This is a genomic window from Rhodanobacter koreensis, assembly GCF_054782855.1.
In genome coordinates this window covers 18,328-38,170 of record NZ_BAAGRR010000003.1, presented here as the reverse complement: position 1 = coordinate 38,170, position 19,843 = coordinate 18,328, and the positions used below count along the sequence as shown (strand labels likewise).

The 19,843-nt window shown below is 62.3% G+C and carries 14 protein-coding genes; 5 read left to right on the top strand and 9 right to left on the bottom strand.

Annotated elements, in window-relative coordinates; translation table 11 throughout:
• Nucleotides 1-74 precede the first annotated feature (74 nt).
• The 8 genes from ACYVKM_RS12005 to ACYVKM_RS11970 all read right to left on the bottom strand — a co-directional run bounded on the left by ACYVKM_RS12005 (nt 75) and on the right by ACYVKM_RS11970 (nt 10,049).
• A complete protein-coding gene (locus ACYVKM_RS12005) occupies nt 75-1,940 on the bottom strand; it encodes a TniQ family protein (protein WP_460877855.1) in 1,866 nt (621 codons plus the stop codon).
• 3 nt (nt 1,941-1,943) lie between these two features.
• Complete coding sequence (locus ACYVKM_RS12000) at nt 1,944-3,047, bottom strand: TniB family NTP-binding protein (protein ID WP_460877854.1); 1,104 nt, start codon at nt 3,045-3,047, stop codon at nt 1,944-1,946.
• A gap of 8 nt (nt 3,048-3,055) precedes the next feature.
• A complete protein-coding gene (locus ACYVKM_RS11995) occupies nt 3,056-4,987 on the bottom strand; it encodes an IS21 family transposase (protein WP_460877853.1) in 1,932 nt (643 codons plus the stop codon).
• Nucleotides 4,988-5,070: 83 nt separating this feature from the next.
• A complete protein-coding gene (locus tag ACYVKM_RS11990; RefSeq protein ID WP_460877852.1) occupies nt 5,071-5,892 on the bottom strand; it encodes a hypothetical protein in 822 nt (273 codons plus the stop codon).
• Between the two features lie 354 nt (nt 5,893-6,246).
• Nucleotides 6,247-6,987: a TSCPD domain-containing protein gene (locus ACYVKM_RS11985; protein ID WP_460877851.1), complete on the bottom strand. Its 741-nt coding sequence runs from the start codon at nt 6,985-6,987 to the stop codon at nt 6,247-6,249.
• Nucleotides 6,988-7,117: 130 nt separating this feature from the next.
• On the bottom strand, nt 7,118-7,411 hold the full coding sequence (locus ACYVKM_RS11980) for a hypothetical protein (RefSeq protein ID WP_460877850.1): 294 nt from the start codon (nt 7,409-7,411) through the stop codon (nt 7,118-7,120).
• Between the two features lie 148 nt (nt 7,412-7,559).
• Entirely contained in the window at nt 7,560-7,823 is a 264-nt protein-coding gene (locus tag ACYVKM_RS11975) for a hypothetical protein (RefSeq protein ID WP_460877849.1), read from the bottom strand.
• A gap of 99 nt (nt 7,824-7,922) precedes the next feature.
• A complete protein-coding gene (locus tag ACYVKM_RS11970; protein WP_460877848.1) occupies nt 7,923-10,049 on the bottom strand; it encodes an adenosylcobalamin-dependent ribonucleoside-diphosphate reductase in 2,127 nt (708 codons plus the stop codon).
• Nucleotides 10,050-10,527: 478 nt separating this feature from the next.
• On the opposite strand from ACYVKM_RS11970, the gene ACYVKM_RS11965 reads away from it, so the two are divergent.
• The 4 genes from ACYVKM_RS11965 to ACYVKM_RS11950 all read left to right on the top strand — a co-directional run bounded on the left by ACYVKM_RS11965 (nt 10,528) and on the right by ACYVKM_RS11950 (nt 15,558).
• Nucleotides 10,528-11,928: a Do family serine endopeptidase gene (locus ACYVKM_RS11965; RefSeq protein WP_460877847.1), complete on the top strand. Its 1,401-nt coding sequence runs from the start codon at nt 10,528-10,530 to the stop codon at nt 11,926-11,928.
• A 230-nt stretch (nt 11,929-12,158) separates the two neighbouring features.
• Nucleotides 12,159-13,382: a LysM peptidoglycan-binding domain-containing protein gene (locus ACYVKM_RS11960; protein WP_460877846.1), complete on the top strand. Its 1,224-nt coding sequence runs from the start codon at nt 12,159-12,161 to the stop codon at nt 13,380-13,382.
• A 12-nt stretch (nt 13,383-13,394) separates the two neighbouring features.
• Nucleotides 13,395-14,093 carry an HAD family hydrolase gene (locus ACYVKM_RS11955; protein ID WP_460877845.1) on the top strand — a complete coding sequence of 233 codons (699 nt, stop codon included), beginning with the start codon at nt 13,395-13,397 and terminating at the stop codon, nt 14,091-14,093.
• Nucleotides 14,094-14,178: 85 nt separating this feature from the next.
• Entirely contained in the window at nt 14,179-15,558 is a 1,380-nt protein-coding gene (locus tag ACYVKM_RS11950; RefSeq protein WP_460877844.1) for a leucyl aminopeptidase family protein, read from the top strand.
• Here the strand turns inward: ACYVKM_RS11950 and ACYVKM_RS11945 are convergent.
• Entirely contained in the window at nt 15,546-16,157 is a 612-nt protein-coding gene (locus tag ACYVKM_RS11945; RefSeq protein WP_460877843.1) for a DUF4126 domain-containing protein, read from the bottom strand. The two genes, ACYVKM_RS11950 and ACYVKM_RS11945, sit on opposite strands and share 13 nt — an antisense overlap.
• 716 nt (nt 16,158-16,873) lie before the next feature.
• Between ACYVKM_RS11945 and ACYVKM_RS11940 the strand changes: the two genes are divergently transcribed.
• Nucleotides 16,874-19,753, top strand: a complete 2,880-nt coding sequence (locus ACYVKM_RS11940) for a TonB-dependent receptor plug domain-containing protein (protein ID WP_460877842.1) — start codon at nt 16,874-16,876, stop codon at nt 19,751-19,753.
• Nucleotides 19,754-19,843: the final 90 nt, after the last annotated feature.

Below are 19,843 nucleotides of genomic sequence, written 5' to 3'. Positions count from 1 at the left end.
TGACTTAGCAGTTTTGGACGCTTTTGGGCTAGTAGTTGATCAGGCCTGAGCAGAACTTAGTGTAGCCAGTAGCCCTACTCCTGGCGTAGTAGCTGCTCCGCCAACTGGCCAACTGCCGGAACGCTGGAACGCTTCACAAACCATCCGGCACGCCGCTTCAACCGTAGGAGCACCGGAGGACGACGCAAGGCGCCCAGCGCATGTACCAGATGACGATGTGACCAACCCAGCAGGTCGCCCACCTCCCTCACTGAGATGTATTTGCGCTGGAACTGCTTACACGATGGGAAAGTGATCTTGTGGAGATATCCGTGTTCGCTCTCCTGCAGATACCCCTTCTCCACCAATTCACGTACCGCCATGGTCGAGCACCAAAGCATCTGGGCGACGTGGGTGACTTCTAAGTGGTGGATCAGTTTTGTTGGCATGCTACCCAGCTCCACGGCCAATTCGTCGACAGCTAGCACCAGATCGCGAAACGAATCACCCTTACAGGCCACGGCGACGAGTCGCCCTTCCAGCAAATGTCGGACTAAAGCGGCCTTGAATGCAGTCGAGTAATGGGGACTGTTAAGCAGCTCCGCCATCGTTTTGCAGTGGGATCGGCCGCTCCGGTCCTCGCGCACTGGCGTTCGTGCGGCGCCCTCCGCCAAGGTCTGCTTGATGCGTTCGATTTCGCCAAGCGCGACGCCTCGATGTTGGCTGAAGTCGCCAAACAGATGGTCCTTCAAGCTGGCCTTCAGTGTGCGTAGGGGCAGCCTGATCGCTTTGGCCGCATCGCGATAATTGACCCGAAACAGCGCGCGCACTTGGTCATCCGTGATGCAGTCGGGATCAACCATGCGACGACACGGAGCCGCGCCTACGACAGTAACCACCTGCCCCTTATCAGCTAGTTGATTTAGCTTTTGCGTCCCGACACCCAATTGCCGGCCCACGTAGGATAACGATCGCCAGCGACCGCGCCGCGTTCCGAATAAACGTGACTGAACGCGCGGATCGACGAATACGGGGGCATCGCCGTTGAGAAACTCGAACACGGCCTCCGCTAGAAATGAGAGGCACTGACCTGGCCGGGCATTTGCAATCTGATAACGTGAGAATAGTCCCGCCTTGCGGTCAAATAACAGGCTGACCACGGCTTCGGCGCCCGCGGAAGCACGATACGACTCCAGAATGGAAATAAAGCAGGCTGGCCACTGCTCCAGAGCCTTCCCCGAAACCGCGATCCCGAGCGAGTTCGCGACCTCCGGCTCGACAGTGCGTACCAAACGGGCTAGATCCATTTGCAGTCGCAATGTATTCCGCAACGACAGTGCCCACAATTCCGACGGAAAGCCCAACTGTTCCGGGTAGCCCGGACCTTGGCGGTGCGTCGAGGCCCGCAGGATCAGTTCCGCGCTGGCCAGCACCAGCGCTGGGGGCACGTCGGCACGCACGCTGTCCGTATAGGGCGCCCCACAAGGACAATGGGTGAGACAGTTGCGCTCCCAGTGCACCGGCAATCCGCACGAGGCGCAGTGCGTCACAGCCCAGCAGCCGTGTAGAGGACAGGCGTGTACAGCGGACAAGTCCCAGACGCGTTCGATGTAACCATGCTCGTGGGCGCACATCGGACAGAACGCGGGCGCCTTCAAGCTACGAAACTGTTCGCTATTTAAGCGATCCGCAAACTTGCGCACGGTCCGCTCCCCATCCTGGAAGGTGCACGACTGTGCGATCTCCGCGAGGACGCTGGGAGACCACCCCGTCAGTTCGGACAGATCCTCAACCGAGAAACCAAAACCAATCCTATGACGGCGCGGTCCCGGGCGCACACGCGCGTAGATGGCCACCGGGGTGCGCAATCCGTTGACGGATGCCAGGCGCAGCAAATAACTCGGCATGGATTCGAAGGCCTCCGGCGGCGGCGTTACAGCCAGTAAGCGTGTCTTACCCATGAACTAGGCCTCCATGGCCGCACGCACCGCGACCTTGCGCGCCCGCGCTGAATTGCGGCGGATCCGATTACGATCCGGAGATTCTACGGGCATCTCAACGCCGGTTTGCAGCACCTCCTGGATGATCTTGTCATTCCACTCCACCGAGAACCTAGGCCCGAACGGTCGCTGGATCTCCGGAACCGATGCCGCATCAAAGACGCTCTTAAGCCACGCTGCATGAAAGAGCGACTTGTCCATCACACAGGTCTTCCGCTTGCGAGCCAGCTTGATCGCTCTTCGGGCAATCTTGATCACGAATCCCAGCCTTCCCGCGCAGGCCATATACCAACTGAATATCCAATTCGCGTCACATGTGGGTAGCCGGAACTCATTGCCGAGGCTGGCATGCACCCCTTCGATGATCTCTGTGAACTGTTTGCGATCTGCGTTGCGACGCCAGTCGAATCGTCGCAATCGAAGCTTGGCATCCATGCGACCATAGAGCTGTTCATTGAGACGAATGGCGCTCTGAGTCCGATCCAGACCACAGATGACCACCGCGACGCGCATCTGGATGACCAAGCGCTTGAGCCATTCAGTGAGTTCGTACTGGACAATCAGCCCGTGCTGATCGACGAAATGATGGAGATCATCCAGGCAGATCACACGCACGCCGGTGTTGCGGGCCAATACAACAATACGCTGCAACAAATCCTCGGCGTTGTCTCGACCGCCAGGAGTTTCCCCAAATTCACGTAACAAAGTCACCGCCATGATCTTGATGGTCGGGCTTTCTGGCACCTCGATGTAGAGAACGGGAATGACTAAGCCATTGGGCGTCCGATAGGGCATCCGCACTGCGATGTACTCCGCCAGCAATCGCGTCTTTCCAAGTCTAGATTCCCCTGTCATCAACAGGCCGTGCTCGCCTAATACCGCGCGGTCGATGTCGTCCAAATCTTCGAGCGCCTCCATAATGAGGTCGTAATTGCGATGCCGGATCAGCAGGTCATCAATGAGCGGCTCGTGCGCGTCCTCCGTCTTGGGAAACAGTAGTTCGACGAAGGGTGGGAGCCACCCTGGTGTATTACGCAATTGATCTTCAGATGTCGCAGACTTCTTCACGGGACCTCCTAAAAGCGCTGTCGGGCAGTGCGAACAAAAGTCACTGACGGCAGAGCGGACTCATTCGTATCTGCATCTTCGGGGGTTACAGTCGTCTGCGCCGGCTCGGCGGCGCAGGACTCACCGCCGCTCGGCGATGGCAAGGCTGGTAGTTCACGCTGGCCATTGCCCACCACGAAACGGGCCGCCGCCGCAGGCAGGCAGAAGTGAGGGAGGCCCCGGGCTTCGTTGATTATCTCTAGAATGCTGCGCTGGCCGTCCATCCAGGCTTCGATGGACTCCACACGACCGGGCTGGCTTCGGCGCATGTAGGCGCGCGTAACCTCGTGCTGATACAGGGTCAAATTTTGAGAATATTCGAAGGCAATCGCTTTCACCTCGATGATATCCCGCGTTCTCGGGTGCTCGACGCCGATGCCTCCCAAGTTCATCCGGTTAAAGAAAACCCGAACATCCAGTTCTGAACCCAGTTCATGGCGCAGTGACGTCAATTCCTCGGAATTCCAGTACAGCCCAAAGCGTTCTATTCCCTTGTGAGTCAAACGGCGAATCTCCGGCGTCCGACACACCTGCTCAATCTGCTTTGCGTCACACGGCAAAAGTAGCTGGTCGTTTCGCACTAACGTACGCCAAGCATGCGCCGGCGAACATTGCAGCGTGCGATGGCTCTTCTGGTGGTACACGTCCACGATCCAGATCGCCACGATCCGCTCCAGATCTCGCCAGCGGATTACTGCATTGGCCACAGAGTCATAATCGCCCCGCTCCAAGATGTTCGAGAAGGTCGTGCCAGGTAGGATTTGACACACCTGTTCGCTGAAGGTGCGAATGAAGCGCTCGATCCGCGCCTTGTACCAAGGGGCACGGCGCGGACACCACTGGATGTCGCCACCCCAAGTATCCATCAACGCATCCAGCGCATCGCTGTGATTCTCGAATGCGTTGTCAAAAACGAGCGTTTCACACACGCCATGGCAGGGGTAATCATGCTTGACGCCCCATGCCTTAAGTTGCACTGCGTCCTTAGGAAGCACCGCATGCTTGAGGCATTCGAACAGAGACGCCAAGCTAGGCGGCTCATACGAGATGTAATAGCCCAAAATGCAGCGTGTTCTCACGTCGATGCAGACATGGAGCCACGGACGCCCCAGCGGCAACCCATCATCGTCAATCGCAATAAAATCCAGCTTGGTGGCATCCAGCTCAACCCGCTCCAATGCTCGTTCTGCGAACACGTTCTTGAGTACGGCGCGAAACTTCCGAAGAGCGGCCTTCAATCCGTGGCGCGCGGAGAACTTGTCAAACTCCGGCAATCCTTGGATGTACTCCTTGATGCGCTCGAAGGGTGGTGCTACGAGCTTATCTTCCGCTTCACGAACGCTGTTTTCCGCGCGAATGCGATCAATGACTTCCGCTTCAACATCACGCATCGGCTTACGGTTCTGCGTGAGATATATCTCTTCGGTGGCCTCCTGGATGATTTCGGCAACAGTCTTCGGGATATCCACCTTTCTCCGGCCCTTAAGGTGGTGTTTGGGGATCAACTCGCGCGTGTCGAAACCCGCCGCCTCAAGTTGCCTTTGCCAGCGCCAGAGCGTCGCGATCGAAGGCAACTTCTCCGGCGCCGGCCGCTTGAAGATGCGTTCCCAGTGTTCGCGCATGGCGATTTCTTGGATAGCCGAGCCCAGTGGGTACTGTGCGGCCAGCTTGGAAAGCTCAGCTTTCTGCCTGGCTTCTTGCAATAGGCGCTTTCGAACGGTGAGTTCGTCGGCCGCGACGAGCCGGTCCACCTTCTTGGCGCGGCCTGTAAGCTTCAAAGGCGCCTCGACCGATCGCCTGAGCGCCTGATGCAGTTGCCCTGCATCTTTGTCTGCGACACGTAGGCGAATCTGACCAATACGATATTGGGCCAGCAGTTCGTCGTGGGAAAGCAATTCCACGCTCCCATCCGACAGTCCACGCAGCTCCCAATCCCCGCTGGGCAAATGATCGATCAGTCGAAAGGCCAAGCCCTTCCAATCGACTACTTGGTTACGCCGAATGCAGCTCGCAGCCATGAGATCTCTCCCTCAGCATAAGGTTCCTGCAACCAGGTGATCACCGCCTGCTCATCGACGGGCACGCGCATGTCTACGTGGAGATGGCCATCCAATATCAGGCGTGCGGTCAGACGCCAGGCTTCGCAGATGCTCCCGAATGCTTGCGTCAATTGACTCAGGCGCAACGAATGGGAACGGCCGTACAAGCGGCGCACGCGCTCCAGTTCAACCAACGAACACGGATGCCGACCATGTCGCAACAGCCACTTGGTGTTCTTTAGGTAGCTGTGTTGGCGCAGGGTACTACCGAGCACCACGAGGTACTCATAGCCCGCTTGTTTCAATACAGGTGCGAGAAGCTCCGCTCGGTGGTACGCAGCTTCCAGCTCGGGATCGTCATCCCTCTTGAACTCGACGATCCACGGTTGCGACAAACTTCCGTCGACCAGAAGATCTGGAACGTGCCGATACCAACCTGACGAGAGCCGGTAATGAATCGTAAAGGGCTGTTCGCCGTACGTGCGAACTGCACGGCAAGCATCGACCAGCTTTTGCCCATCGCGCTCAACCTCTGACTCCCAGTGAGTCGGCCGGCCCAGCGTCAAGCTTTGGCTTTTGCCGGTAGCGATCGATCGCGATCTCGATACGATGCGCCGTGCCCGAAGTTGTCCGCTTGGAGGCCAATCGATTTCACAGTCGAGTAACGGTTCCGCGACCGGATGCGAGCTTGAATAAGGGGCGGGAAGTTCGCCGATCCGAACCGAATCGGCTAGAGAGAGATAGATTCGATCGTCACGCGACCGCACGCCTTAATCGCCGACAATGCCGGAGCGATCTGCCGCAATAACTGCGACGTGCATACCGGGAAGTAGCATCTAGACTGAGCACAGAATTACGCCCCACCGATCTGTGCCGGAACCTAGCACTCGAAATACTTAAACGCAACTAGGGCGCAACGAGTCAATACTCAGCGCACGGACCGGGTACGCGGTGATGAGGTGCTCAGAAGCGAAGTGAGAGATCCAAGCAGGCTGGCATTGAAGGATGTGCGTGCTTATATTCTTTTCATCATTTCACGGCCGAGATTTCGTCTTCTCGTGCTGAATTTTCATTTATTCCCCTCTCCCACATTTTCTTTAAAAGCCAATCCACGCAAGCACTCAACCGCACTTCGAATACCCACAATTCAAGCACGTCTGACACCCATCCATCAGCACCAGCGCCTGCGTATTGCACTTCGCACACAGTGTGGCGCCAGGCGGGAAGCCGGAGTCGTTGATCTCGCCCTTGGTACCGGCAGCCGCGCTTACCTCAGTGTTTTTTTTTGCCCCGGCCGCCTCGTAGGCAGCGCGCTTGTCGGCGATCAGCTGACGCGTGGCGGCATCCATCTCCGGATCGTGGATCAGCCCGATGTTCTTCATGTGTTGTTCGATCACCGCACCGATCTCGGCGACGATGCTGGGCATGTAGACGCCGCCTGACTTGAAGTAGCCGCCGCGCGGGTCGAACACGGCCTTGAGCTCTTCCACGATGAAGGTGACGTCGCCGCCCTTGCGGAACACGGCGGAGAGGATGCGGGTGAGTGCCACGATCCACTGGAAGTGGTCCATGTTCTTCGAGTTGATGAAGATCTCGAAGGGGCGGCGCTGCTCGTGCGGGGTGCCGGCGTTGAGCACGATGTCGTTGATGGTGACGTACAGCGCGTGCTCGAACAGCGGCGACTTGACCTTGAAGGTGGAGCCGATCAGCGTCTCGGGACGCTCCACGCTCTCATGCATCTGGATCACTTCGGCCATCGGCGGCTCTTTCGGCGCGCTGGCAGTGACCGGGGGGGCGGCAACCTTGTCTTCGGGTTTGACCACGTTGTAGCCCGTGATCTTCTTTTCGATCTTGATTGCCATGGTGTTCGCTTCTTCTGTCGATGGATGCGCGGCGGCGAGGAGCGGCCGACATCTTGTTGCGCGTCACGCGCCAGTTGGCGCGAAGAAAAACATCCGGCCCGGCGCAAGGCCGGGCCGGATGCGGTGTGGCTTACTTCTTTTTACCGGCGGCTTTCTTGGCGGCGGGTTTCTTTGCCGACTTGACGCTCGCCTTCTTGCTGGCAGTGGACCTCTTTGCCGTCTTGGCGACGGCTTTCTTGCTTGCACCCTTCTTGGTGCTTGCACCTTTTTTGGTGCTGGCGGACTTCTTAGCTGCCGCCTTCTTGGGTGCGGCCTTTTTTACACCCTTCTTGGTGTTGGCCGTCTTTTTGCTGCTGACCTTCTTTGCGACCTTGGCGACCTTTTTCTTGGCGCCCTTGGCGACTTTCCTGGCCACCTTCTTCACCGCCTTCTTGGCGGCGGAGGCTTTCTTGGCAACCTTCTTGGCAACCTTCTTGGCTGCCTTCTTTACGGCTTTCTTTACGGCTTTCTTTGCGACTTTCNTTGGCAGCAGCCTTCTTGGCCGGAGCTTTCTTGGCAGCCTTCTTCGCGACTTACTTGGCGGCCTTCTTGGCGGTTTTCTTTGCAGCGGCCTTCTTCGGCGCAGCCTTCTTCGCGGCGGCTTTCTTCGGCGCGGCTTTCTTTGCTGCAGCCTTCTTCGGTGCAGCCTTCTTCTTGGCCGCCGGCTTTTTCTTCGCCGGTGCAGGCGCGGCAGCGACGACCGGCACCACTTCCGGCAGAACCGGCAGGGCGACGGCAGGTGCTTCGGTGACAACCGGTGCGGTGCTGCTCACTTCAATTTCGTTATCGATGGACATGCTGGTGTTCCCCTCCGATGAATGTCAGAACTTGCCGAGACCCTGCGGGCGTGCGCGTTCCTGGAATGTACGGTGACCCGTTCGGGAATGTACGCGTTCCTAGAACTTGCCGTAATACCCTTCCTTCAAGGCATCGAAGAGGTTGGCGGCGGAGTGCATTTCGCCGTCGTATTCCACCTGCTCATTGCCTTTCAGTTCGACAACACTACCGTCCTCCAGCTCGAAGCGGTAGAGGGTGCTTTCAAGATCGGATTCCTTGACCAGCACACCCTGGAATGCGGCGGGGTTGAAGCGGAACGTGGTGCATCCCTTCAGGCCCTGTTTGTAGGCGTAGAAGTAGATGTCCTTGAAGTCTTCGTAGGGGTAGTCGGTGGGCACGTTCGCGGTCTTGGAGATCGATGAATCGATCCACAACTGCGACGCGGCCTGGATGTCGACATGCTGCTTCGGGCTGATGTCGTCGGCGGCCACGAAGTAGTCCGGCAGCTTGTTGGCGGCCTCGTCGGTGAACGCCTTGGCGTCGGCATTGATCAGGGCGCGGTAGGCGAGCAGCTCGTAGCTGAGCACCTCGACCTTCTCCTTGGACTTCTTGCCCTCGCGGATCACGTTGCGCGAGTAGCTGTGCGCGAAGCTGGGCTCGATGCCGTTGCTGGCGTTGTTGGCCAGCGACAGCGAGATCGTGCCGGTCGGCGCGATCGAGCTGTGGTGGGTGAAGCGCGCGCCGGTCTCGGCCAGCTCGGCGACCAGGTTCGGCGCCACCGTGGCGATGCGCTGCATGTAGCGGCTGTACCTGGCGTGCAGCACGCGGCCGGGAATGCTGTCGCCGACCTTGTAGCCGTCGGTGACCATTTCCGGGCGCTTGCGCAGCATGTCGCCGGTGACGGTGAAGTCGCGCAGCAGGATCGGTGCGGCGCCCTTTTCCTTGGCCAGATCCAGCGCCATTTCCCAGCCGGCCACGGCCATCTCGCGCGAGACGTCTTCGGTGAAGGTCACCGCGTCGGCGCTGCCGTAGCGCATCTTGAGCATGGTCAGGGTGGAACCGAGGCCGAGGAAGCCCATGCCGTGGCGGCGCTTGCTGGTGATCTCGTTGCGCTGTTGTTCCAGCGGCAGGCCATTGATCTCCACCACGTTGTCGAGCATGCGGGTGAACACCTTGACCACCTCACGGTATTCGTCCCAGTCGAAGCGGGCCTTGGGACCGAACGGATCGCGCACGAAGGTGGTGAGGTTGATCGAGCCGAGCAGGCAGGAACCGTACGGCGGCAGCGGCTGCTCGCCGCAGGGATTGGTGGCGCGGATGTGCTCGCACCACCAGTTGTTGTTCATCTCGTTGACCTTGTCGATCAGGATGAAACCGGGCTCGGCGTAGTCGTACGTCGAGACCATGATCATGTCCCACAGGTGCCGCGCACGGATGGTGCCGTAGATCTTGCAGGCGACCAGGCCGTCCTCGCGGTCGACGTAGTTCTCGTGGGTCGGCCATTCGCGCCAGACCACCTTCGACGCATCGGCGAGGTCGATTTCGTCTTTTTCCTTGACGTGCACCGGGTATACCAGCGGCCAGTCCTGGTCGTGCTCGACGGCTTCCATGAAGCCGTCGGTGATCAGCAGCGACAGGTTGAACTGGCGCAGGCGGCCGTCCTCGCGCTTGGCGCGGATGAACTCGCGGGCATCGGGATGGCTGATGTCGAACGTGCCCATCTGCGCGCCGCGGCGACCGCCGGCGGACGACACGGTGAAGCACATCTTGTCGTAGATATCCATGAACGACAGCGGGCCGCTGGTGTACGCGCCGGCGCCCGACACGTACGCACCGCGCGGACGCAGCGTGGAGAACTCGTAGCCGATGCCGCAGCCGGCCTTCAGGGTGAGGCCGGCCTCGTGCACCTTCTCCAGGATGTCGTCCATCGAGTCGCGGATGGTGCCGGACACGGTGCAGTTGATCGTGGAGGTGGCCGGCTTGTGCGCCAGCGCACCGGCGTTGGAGGTGATGCGGCCGGCGGGAATCGCACCGCGGCGCAGCGCCCACAGGAAACGCTCGTACCAGTGGCCGCGCAGTTCGTCGCTGGCTTCCACATCGGACAACGCACGCGCCACGCGCTGGTAGGTCTCGTCGATGCTGCCATCGACCGGCTCGCCGGACTTCGCCTTCAGGCGGTACTTCTTGTCCCAGATGTCATAGGACGCGGGTTGCAGCGGAATGTCCACGGCGGCATCACGACTCATGCTGGGGTTCTGGGCTGAATTCTGGTTTGAGCCTGGGGCTGAATTTGTGGCTGGCGCACGCACTGTGCTCATCGGCTTCCTGACCTCCCGGTGCGGCCTTGCGGCGCCCGTTGCTTTTATTTATTTGATACGACGGCGCCGTTCACGCCGCGTGTGTGACTGTCGACAAGCCACGGAAGATTGCCCTCCGGCCCATGCGCCAGCTACTTTCCGACGACAACGACTCCCCCTCAAGAGTGCGCTGGTCAGCACCAGCTCTTGTTAAAGAGCCAGCACCCAACCACAAGATGTTGTGATTGCGATCGGATAGGAAAGTTAACCCTGCTGCCGCCGGATGTAAAGTGCCTGACGCGACAACGCCGGTCGGAAAGTGGTGACGATTCCCCGCTGCCGGATGAATGGAACCGCCGCGCCGCCATCGGGTCGAATCAGCGCAGCGTGCACCGCCCTATCCATCGCTCTACCCAAGGAGGACTCCATGTCGTCACGTCTTTCCCGCCTTCGGCACTGGCTGAGCGGCCTGCTGGCCGCGATCGTCATCAGCCTGGTGCCGGGCACCAGCCCCGCCGCCGCCCTGCCGGCAGCCGTCGATGGCCAGCCGATGCCGTCACTGGCTCCGATGCTGGAACACGTGACGCCGGCGGTGGTGAACATTTCGACGAAGACGCGGGTGGCGGTGAGCAATCCGTATTTCAACGACCCGGTGTTCCGCCAGTTCTTCGGCCTGCCCGACACACCGCAGGAACGTACCGAACAGAGCCTGGGTTCGGGCGTGATCGTGGACGCGGCCAGGGGTTACGTGCTGACCAACAACCATGTGGTCGGCGGCGCCGACGACATCACGGTGACCCTGCAGGACGGCCGTACGTTCAAGGCCAAACTGATCGGTACCGATCCGGCGACGGATGTGGCGGTGGTGCAGATCCCCGCACAGAACCTGCAGGCGCTGCCGCTGGCCGACTCGACCAAGCTGCGCGTGGGCGATTACGTGGTGGCGGTGGGCGATCCGTTCGGGCTCGGCCAGACGGTGACCTCCGGCATCGTCTCCGCGCTGGGCCGATCGGGGCTGGGCAGCTCCGATTCGGACAGCACCGGCTACCAGAACTTCATCCAGACCGACGCCTCGATCAATCCGGGCAATTCCGGCGGCGCGCTGGTGAACCTGCGCGGTGAACTGGTCGGCATCAACACGATGATCCTGTCGCCCTCGGGCGGCAACGTCGGTATCGGCTTCGCGATTCCCACGGCCATCACCAGCGAGGTGATGGCGCAACTGGTGGCGCACGGCAAGGTGCAGCGCGGCAGCCTGGGACTGCAGACGCAGGTGATCACGCCGCGCATTGCCCAGTTGCTCAAGCTGAAGGACAGCAACGGCGTGGTGGTGACCGGCGTCAGCGCCGGCTCGGCTGCCGAGCATGCCGGACTGCAACCGGGCGATGTGCTGACCACGCTCAACGGCAAGCCGCTGCGCAGTGTGCAGGAACTGCGCAATGCCGAGGGCCTGCTGCCGCTGGGCAGCACGGTGCAGCTGGGTGTGTTGCGCGACGGCCGGAGCCGCCAGGTCGACGTCAGCCTGAGCCCGCTCAAGCTGGCCAGCGTCGAAGGCGGCCAGCTCGATGCGCGCCTGGCCGGCGTGCGCTTCAGCGACCTCAGCGATGATCAGCGGGCACAAGGTCTGTATGGCGTGGCGATCAGTGCCGTACAGCCGGGCAGCCGGGCGGCACGCGCCGGCCTGAGCGCGGGCGACCTGCTGATCGGCGTGGGCAACCAGCGCATCACCGGTGTGAACATGTTGCGCGGCCTGGCCAAGGTCCACCTGCGCCAGCTGGTGCTGGTGGTGGCCGATGACGACGGCAGCCACTACGTGCTGATCAACTGAACCGGAGGGTGCTGTAAAGAGGCGTGAGCGCAAAACCGCGTCATGGATCGCCCGCCAGGCGTGCGCCACGGCACAACCTGGCGTCACGCCTGGCGCAAACGCATGAAAGTGCTTGATGTTTTGTATTCAGGTCGATGAAATACCCTGTCCACTTAACCGTATGTACGCCTGCGAGGCGGCATACTCGCGCCCTCAATCCACTCAAAATAACGCCGGGGTTTCCCACCGCCATGTCTGTACGTCTTGCCCGCCTGCTTTCCATCGCCCTGATCGGGGCCTGCTTTGTCACTGCACCTGTGCTCGCCAAAACGCACGCACGCACGCATGCCAAGACCAGCGCCCCCGCGAAAGGTCCTACCCTGATCTGGCGCGGCGATGTCGCCACGGCCACCGGCGTCCTCGACGAAGTGGCGCTTGCATGGCAGAAGAGCGGCAAAGGCACTATCGAGTTGCAGCCGTTCAACACGGCCTCGGGCATCGACGCGGTGGCCACCGGCACTGCCGATCTCGCCGGCAGCCTGCGCGCCAGCGACGGCAGCGCGGAAAACACCAACCTCACGTTCACCCCGGTGGCCTGGGATGCGCTGGTGATCATCACCCACGCCTCCAACCCGGTTCGCAGCCTCACGCTGAAGCAGGTGCACGACATCTACTACGGCAGGATCCACAACTGGAGCGAGGTCGGCGGCAACGATGCGCCGATCGATGTCTACGCCGTCGCCAGCCCGGGCGACGGCGTGGAATACAGCCTGCGCAACCTGCTGTTCGGACGCGGCAACCAGCCGGTCGCCGCACCGCGCCTGTACGTCAATACGCACAAGCTCGAGGAAGGCGTCGAACTCAACCCGAACGGCCTGGGTGCAGCCACCATGGCTGACATCAGCGGCAATCCCAAGCTCAAGGCCGTGGCGATCAACGGCGTCGCACCGAACGCCACCAGCGTCGGCAACGGCAGCTATCTGCTGTATACGCCGGTCTACCTGGTGACCAATCCGCGCAGCCCGAAAGCAACCCAGGTCCAGGCCTTCATCGACTTCCTGCAGAGCGATGCAGCCAAGGCCGCGATGCGTCTGCATGCGGTGCTGCCGTACCAGGATGGCATCGCGCTGACCTCGAAGGAGGACGCTCGCAGCAATCAGATCTTTGCAGAGCTGGGTGTGCGGCCGGGTCGCATCATCACGACGGCAAGTTCGATCGCCGCTGCCACTGCGCAGCAGGCTACTGCTCAGCAGCCTGCCGCAAGCAGCCTGGGCAACCAGTCCATCGCCAGTGCGCCGAATGTCGCCAGCAAGACCCACACCGCGGGCGGCAGCACCTATACGGTGGTCAAGGGCGATACCTTGTCGTTGATCGCGAAGAACAATACCGTCACCGTGGCTCAGTTGCGCGAGTGGAATCATCTCAAGGGCGATCAGATCAAACTCGGCCAGGTGCTGCGCGTCAGCGAACGCTGAGTCTGCCGCGTCGTGCAGATACTCGCGCTGACGCTGGATCTGGACGACACCCTGTGGCCGGTGCTGCCGGCTCTGGAACGCGCCGATCTTGCGGTCGACACGTGGCTGCAGCAGCACTACCCCGATGTCGCACGCGCATGGCCGATCAAGGCCATGCGCGAGTTGCGCGCCCAGGTCGCCGCCGAACGGCTCGACCTGGCGCATGACTTCACCACCCAGCGCCAGCTCACCCTGCAACATGTCTTTGCTGCCTGCGGGATCACCGTCGCGCCGGTGGATGCCCTGTGGGAAATCTACTTCGCTGCACGCAACAGCGTGGAGCTGTATCCGGACAGCCTGCCGGCACTTGAGCGCATCACGGCGCGCTGGCCGCTGGCGAGCCTGACCAACGGCAATGCCGACCTGCAGCGCATCGGCATCCACACGCACTTCGCCCACCACATCTGCGCGCGCGACAGCGGCGTGGCCAAACCCGACCCGCGGATCTTCCTGGCCGCCGCCGAACGGCTCGGCGTGGCACCGGCGCAGATCCTGCACGTCGGCGACGACCCGGTAATGGATGTGGCCGGTGCACGCGATGCCGGTCTGCGCACCGCATGGATCAATCGTGGTGGCGAAACCTGGCCGGCCGAACTGGGGGCGGCGCCCGAGCTGGATCTGCCTGACATGAGCGCGCTCGCCGACTGGCTCGAAGCGCAGCACCCACCGTAGGCAGCGCCGGGCAAAACGCGCATGATTGGCGATTGACTGTCACGCCGTCGCGCGACACACGCACTGCAAGCCCGAAGGATTCCGCATGTCCGCCCTGATCGAACGCCAGCCCGGCAACCGTCACAGCATCGCCATCGAGACCACCGACGCGGCGCACTACGCGGCCAGCCGCCGCCGGCTGAGCGCGGCGCAACGACGCTGGCTGAGCGATTGCGGCTTCGCGGCAGCGCCGGGCACGTTTGCCCTGCTCGCCGATGCCGGCGGCAAGCTGGAACGCGTGCTGGTCGGCGTCGATGTGCACGATGCGCTCGGTGCACTGGCCGCGCTGCCAGGCAGCCTGCCCGAGGCGAACTACCATCTCGCCGCCGAAGGCGTGCTGACCGATGCCACCCAGGCCGCATTGGGCTGGGCGCTGGGTGCCTACCAGTTCACCCGCTATCGCCAGCCGAAGCGCGCATCCGCACGGCTCGCCGTGTCCGCCGCCGAGCTGCAGCAGCTGGCGCCGCTGGTGCAGGCCACCAGCCAGGTGCGCGACCTGGTCAACACGCCGACCGAGGACATGGGCCCGCAGCAGCTCGCCCATGCGATCAAGCAGCTGGGCAAGACGCACAAGGCCAAGGTACGCGAATGGGTCGGCGACGAGTTGCTCAAGGCCGACTTCCCGACCATCCACGCGGTCGGCCGCGCCAGCCATCGCGCGCCGCGCCTGATCGAGCTGAACTGGGGCAAGGCCAGCCATCCGAAACTGGTGCTGATCGGCAAGGGCGTGTGCTTCGACACCGGCGGCCTCGACCTGAAATCGTCCGACGGCATGCGCTGGATGAAGAAGGACATGGGCGGCGCCGCTCACGCGATCGCGCTGGCCGGACTGGTCATGCAGGCGAAGCTGCCGGTACGCCTGACCCTGCTGATTCCGGCGGTGGAGAATGCGGTGGCCGGCAACGCTCTGCGCCCGGGCGAAGTCATTACCACCCGCGGCGGCCATACTGTCGAGATCGACAATACCGACGCCGAAGGGCGACTGGTGCTGTGCGATGCGCTGGCCTACGGCGCCGAGCAGCAGCCCGAACTGATCGTCGATTTCGCCACCCTCACCGGCGCCGCACGCGTCGCGCTGGGGCCGGACCTGCCGGCGCTGTTCGCCAACGACGACGCCATTGCCGCGGGTGTGCTGACTGCCGGCGCTGCGGTCAACGACCCGCTGTGGCGGCTGCCGCTGTGGCGTCCGTACCGCCGGATGCTCGACTCGTACCTGGCCGACTTCGCCAATGCCGGCCCCTCGCGTCATGCCGGTGCGATCACCGCGGCGTTGTACCTGGAACGCTTCGTGCCGGACAACACGCCGTGGCTGCACCTGGACACCTACGCCTGGAACGACAGCGACCGTCCGGGCCGGCCACGCGGCGGCGAGGCCATGGGCCTGCGCGCGCTGTTCGCGTTCCTGCAGCAGCGCTATCGCGGCTGAGCGCCGCCGGACAGCGTCAGGCGCAGACGCTGCAGACGCTGCCGCAACGTGCGCAGTCCGCGCACGATCCGCGGCAGCATCCAGCACATCAGCAACACGAACAGACCGAGCAGGATCAGCAGCGCCAGCGGGTGCCGCCACATCAGATACAGGCCGCCGAGCCAGCCGACATCCTCGCCCACACTGGCACCCCAGTTGCTGAAAGGTTCCGGCGAGGTGTTGATCAGCGCCCGCGTGCCGGCCTTGGTCAGATGCGTGCCGGCGACCAGCGCACCGCCGAGCAGGGCCGCCGCCAGCTGCGCCCCGGCGCCGGACTCCTTGAACACGCCCCAGGCCAGCAGGGTCCCGATCGGGATGCGGATGAAGGTGTGGATCGCATCCCAGACGCTGTCGAAGGCTGGCACTTTGTCGGCTAGGAACTCGCACAGCATCAGCACGCCCGACACCGCCAGCACCCAGGTATCGGTCAGCGGCAGCAGGCCGTCCGGCAGATGCACGTAGCCGAGTCGGCCCAGCATGCCGGCCACGAAGATCGTGGCGTACAGGCGGATGCCGCTGGCCCAGGCCAGACCACCCGCAAGTGCGACATTCGGCAACATGTCCATGCGAATCCTCTCGTGCGGGAATGGCAGGCAGACCGTGTTTACGCGTGATGCAGGCGCCTGTCCATCCTTGATCGAAGCTCATTGTGCATGAGACGTCTGGCGTCGCGCGGTCGGCGGGACAGCTCCATTCCATGCCCTTGCGGGCATCTATACGGCCACGGCTGATGCGTGCCGTCGCGGCCGGATTCCTGAACCCGAAGGGCCACCAGGCTACCCCCGAACATCAAAAAACTGTTGCCATGGTGCTATTTTTTTATGCGCTTCCGTGTGATCCTGAAAGCCGGCCCGTATTTTCCGTCGCTTGTGCCGGCTACGCCGCAGGATTCCGCGACCAGCCTGCCATCGGCAGAACACACCCGCCGTACGTCACACGAACCGGATCATGGCGACAAGCATGCCCTTGGGAGGGGGCCGCTCGAAGCGCTCATTAGGGATGTGTCACTAGAAGCGCCGCCGCCATGAATCCCGGACCGTCCATCAAGATCGGGGAGAGAACTTCATGCACCGTGTACTGCTTCATGGCCAGCCTCCGCTGGCACGGCCCACGGCACCTCCAGCCAGCATGTCGCTGGGTGCGTCCGGCCCGCAGATACAGAACCCGCCCGCAGTCACCTAGCCCGACCACAAGGCGCTCACCCGTCCGCAGACCGAGCACCGAGGCTGCAGCACGGGAAGTACAGGGGACTTTCTACTTCAACCGGGGATAACGCATGAAATACAACTTGAATCACTTGTCACTGGCCGTGCGACTGGCTTTGACCGTAGGCATTTTCGCGGCAGCGGGTATGGTCCAGGCACAGGACTCGACAACAAGCGATACCACGACCACCGGTCAGGCCAACCCGGCACCTGCGACGACGAAGAAGGCAAAGACCTTGCAATCGGTTGTCGTCACCGGCTCGCTGATCCGGCGTGTCGACGCCGAAACGTCCAGTCCGGTAGTGATGGTGGACCGCGCCGCGATCGCCAACAATGGCAGCCCGGTCCTTGGCAACGTGCTGCAGGCGCTGCCCAGCGTCTCGGGCGCCGCCACGAACCCACAGAACAACAGTAACGGCGGCGGCGTCGCCAGCCCCTTGCTGGAAGGCGGCGACGGTGCATCGCGCATCTCGTTGCGCGGCTTGGGCGTCGACCGCACCCTGGTGCTGATCGACGGCCAGCGCATGGCGAATGCCGATGTGAACATGATCCCGCAGAACATGATCGAGCGGGTCGACGTGCTGGCCGAAGGCGCCTCGACGGTTTACGGCTCCGACGCGATCGGCGGCGTGGTCAACTTCATTCTGCGCAAGGACTACCAGGGCGCCGAAGCCAGCATCAACGACGGCATCTCCAGCCACGGCGACGGCCAGCGGCACGGCATCAGCCTGACCGCCGGCGCCAGCGGCGATCGCTACAATATCGTCGGCGGCCTCGACTACAACAAGTACGATGCCGTGCTCGCCACCCAGCGCAAGTACTCCGCGCACCAGTTGTACCTGTCCAGCGGCGTGGCCCAGCCGGCCGGTTCCAGCACCATCCCGACCGGCAAGATCCAGACGCCCGCGTCGATCGCCGCCAACGCGGCAGGCACCTGCCCAACCCCGTATATCACGTTGGCATCGGGCAACGGCTCGAGCGTGAATGACTACCGCTGCGACCGCGGCGCCCCGGATGCCTACAACTACAACGCCTACAACTACATCCAGACCCAGCAGCAACGTATCGACGGCTTCGTGCTCGGCAACTACAAGCTGACCGACAACCTGACCTTCTTCGCCAACGCGTTCTTCAACCACACCCAGTCGAGCGGCCAGGATGCACCTGCGCCGACGGCGGCCGGGCTCACCAACGACGGTTGGTATGTGTCCAAGAACAATCCGATCAACCCGTTCGGCGTCACCTTCGGCACCGATCCCGCCAATCCGACCGATCCGGACGGTGGCTACGCTTTCAACACCCGCCTGACCGGCCTCGGCACCCGCCTGCACACCTATGACACCAAGAACGTGCAGGTGAACACCGGCCTGCGCGGCGCGTTCGGCCAGAGCAGCTGGAGCTGGGATGCCTCGTTCGACTACGGCTATTCCAATCGCGTGCAACGCGACTACAACGAGGTCAACGTCGCCGACTTCCAGAACGCGATCAACAACGGCGTGAACATCTTCGATCAGGCCAACCAGAGCGCCGCATTGAGGGCCGGTGTGGATACCCCGGAATACGTGTACACGAATGCAACGAAGCAGGCCCAGTTCGACGCCAACGGTGAATTGTGGGACCTGCCGGCAGGCTCCGTGCAGTTGGCCGCCGGCGCCCTGTATCGCCAGCAGTCGATGAACTACACGGTTACCCCCGACGCCGTTCTCAACCTCACCACCGGCCGCTGCGAGGTACTGCAGGAAGCCTGCGGCTCGCCAGGCCGCGGCAGCGACAATGTCAAGGAGCTTTATGCCGAAACGCTGATCCCGTTGCTCTCGCAGCAGCCGTGGGCGTATTCGTTGAACGTCGACCTGGGCATCCGCGCTTCCGACTACAGCACCTCCGGCACCACCACCAACAAGAAGATCGCCGTCGAATGGCGGCCAATCGCCGACCTGCTGGTCCGCGGCACGATCTCCCAGGTATTCCGTGCGCCCAACTTGGATGAACTCCACGATGGCGTGACCCTGGTCCAGCCGACCCTGAACGACCCCTGCGCGCATCTCTCGGCGGCCGAGCTCGCGCAGCACACCGCCGCCTGCCAGTACGTCCCGGTCAACTGGCCAGGCAACTCGCCCGCGCAGGTCAACACCTACTACTCGGGTGCCAGCACGGTCGGCGAGTCGCTGAAACCGGAGCAGGGCAAGTCGATCGATCTCGGCTTTGTCTACAACCCAAGCTGGGCAGAGGGCGTATCCACCAGCGTCGACTTCTGGCACATCTACCTGAGCGACCTGCTGACGCCGATCGCCGCGGCGACCGTGGTCGACTCCTGCTTCGCCAACAACAACAGCCCGTACTGCTCGTTCATCAACCGCCTGGACAACACCACCAAGCAGCCGGGCCAAGTGCGGGTGATCGATACGCCGGTGGTCAACCTGGGCAACCTGAGTACCAGTGGCATCGATTTCACCCTGAACTACAAGATCCCGCACTTCGACCTGGGCAGCGTCGACCCCGGCAACTTCAAGGCCGGCCTCTCCACCACCTATACCTCTACCTACAAGAACGATGCCGCCCCGGGCCAACCCGGCGCAAAGACGATCGATTACGCCGGCACCTACACCCAGCAGTTCGGCAACATCGCGCGCTGGCGCGGCACGCTCACGTTCAACTGGGAGAAGGGCAACTGGAGCGCCCAGTGGCAGTCACGCTACATCAACCATCTGACCAACCTCAACGCTGACGTTGTCACCGGGGCAAATGCGCCGATGGGTTCGGTGATCTATCACTCGATCCAGCTCGGTTATGCGATCCCGTCGTGGCATACCCGGCTCGACTTCGGCGTGGACAACCTCAGCAACAAGGCTCCACCGCTGGTCTACCAGAACGGCCTGAACTACAACGTGGACACTGCCACCTACGACACGATGGGACGCTATTACTGGCTGCGTGCCACGTTCAAGCTCTGACACCTGACCACACACTGCATAGCGTCACGCTGCAAGAGGGCCGCGAGATAGTCTCGCGGCCCTCTTGCATAATGGAGCCGAGCAGACGAT

Coding starts and splice junctions, on each gene's coding strand:
- ACYVKM_RS12005 (WP_460877855.1), bottom strand. CDS start 1,940: ATGGGTAAGACACGCTTACTGGCTGTAACGCCGCCGCCGGAGGCCTTC.
- ACYVKM_RS11985 (WP_460877851.1), bottom strand. CDS start 6,987: ATGGCAATCAAGATCGAAAAGAAGATCACGGGCTACAACGTGGTCAAA.
- ACYVKM_RS11975 (WP_460877849.1), bottom strand. CDS start 7,823: ATGTCCATCGATAACGAAATTGAAGTGAGCAGCACCGCACCGGTTGTC.
- ACYVKM_RS11970 (WP_460877848.1), bottom strand. CDS start 10,049: ATGAGTCGTGATGCCGCCGTGGACATTCCGCTGCAACCCGCGTCCTAT.
- ACYVKM_RS11965 (WP_460877847.1), top strand. CDS start 10,528: ATGTCGTCACGTCTTTCCCGCCTTCGGCACTGGCTGAGCGGCCTGCTG.
- ACYVKM_RS11960 (WP_460877846.1), top strand. CDS start 12,159: ATGTCTGTACGTCTTGCCCGCCTGCTTTCCATCGCCCTGATCGGGGCC.
- ACYVKM_RS11950 (WP_460877844.1), top strand. CDS start 14,179: ATGTCCGCCCTGATCGAACGCCAGCCCGGCAACCGTCACAGCATCGCC.
- ACYVKM_RS11945 (WP_460877843.1), bottom strand. CDS start 16,157: ATGTTGCCGAATGTCGCACTTGCGGGTGGTCTGGCCTGGGCCAGCGGC.
- ACYVKM_RS11940 (WP_460877842.1), top strand. CDS start 16,874: ATGAAATACAACTTGAATCACTTGTCACTGGCCGTGCGACTGGCTTTG.